Source organism: Microvirga sp. HBU67558, from assembly GCF_018069605.1.
Lineage (GTDB): Bacteria > Pseudomonadota > Alphaproteobacteria > Rhizobiales > Beijerinckiaceae > Microvirga > Microvirga terrae.
The window spans coordinates 1-336 of record NZ_JAGPUP010000145.1 but is presented as its reverse complement, the minus strand read 5'-3'; the positions used below and the strand labels follow the sequence as shown (position 1 = coordinate 336).

Annotated in this window: 1 protein-coding gene; it reads right to left on the bottom strand. The window is 63.1% G+C overall.

Features of this window, described 5'->3' with window-relative positions:
• Positions 1-336 (bottom strand): NAD(P)/FAD-dependent oxidoreductase (locus KBI52_RS00590; protein WP_210804760.1); only part of this gene is annotated, 336 nt, incomplete at both ends.

Below are 336 nucleotides of genomic sequence, written 5' to 3'. Positions count from 1 at the left end.
GGTATTGGGATCGGCACCGATGAACAGGAACAGGTGACGGATCGGACATTTCCCCTCGTCCCCGTGACGATTGCGCCACCGGATAGCTTCGAGGGTCTCTCCTTCACCATCCAGTGCCGTGACCATCGTCTCGGTCAGGATCTTGATGTTGGGCTGGGCCTCGATGCGGTCGATCAGATAGCGGGACATGCTCTCTTCCAGCCCAGCGCCGCGCACAAGAAGCCAGACGGTCTTCACCTGGCTGGCGAGGTAGACGGCCGCTTGCCCGGCCGAGTTGCCGGCTCCCACCAATGCGACTTCCTGGCCGGCGCAAAGCCTCGCCTCAATCGGGGAGGC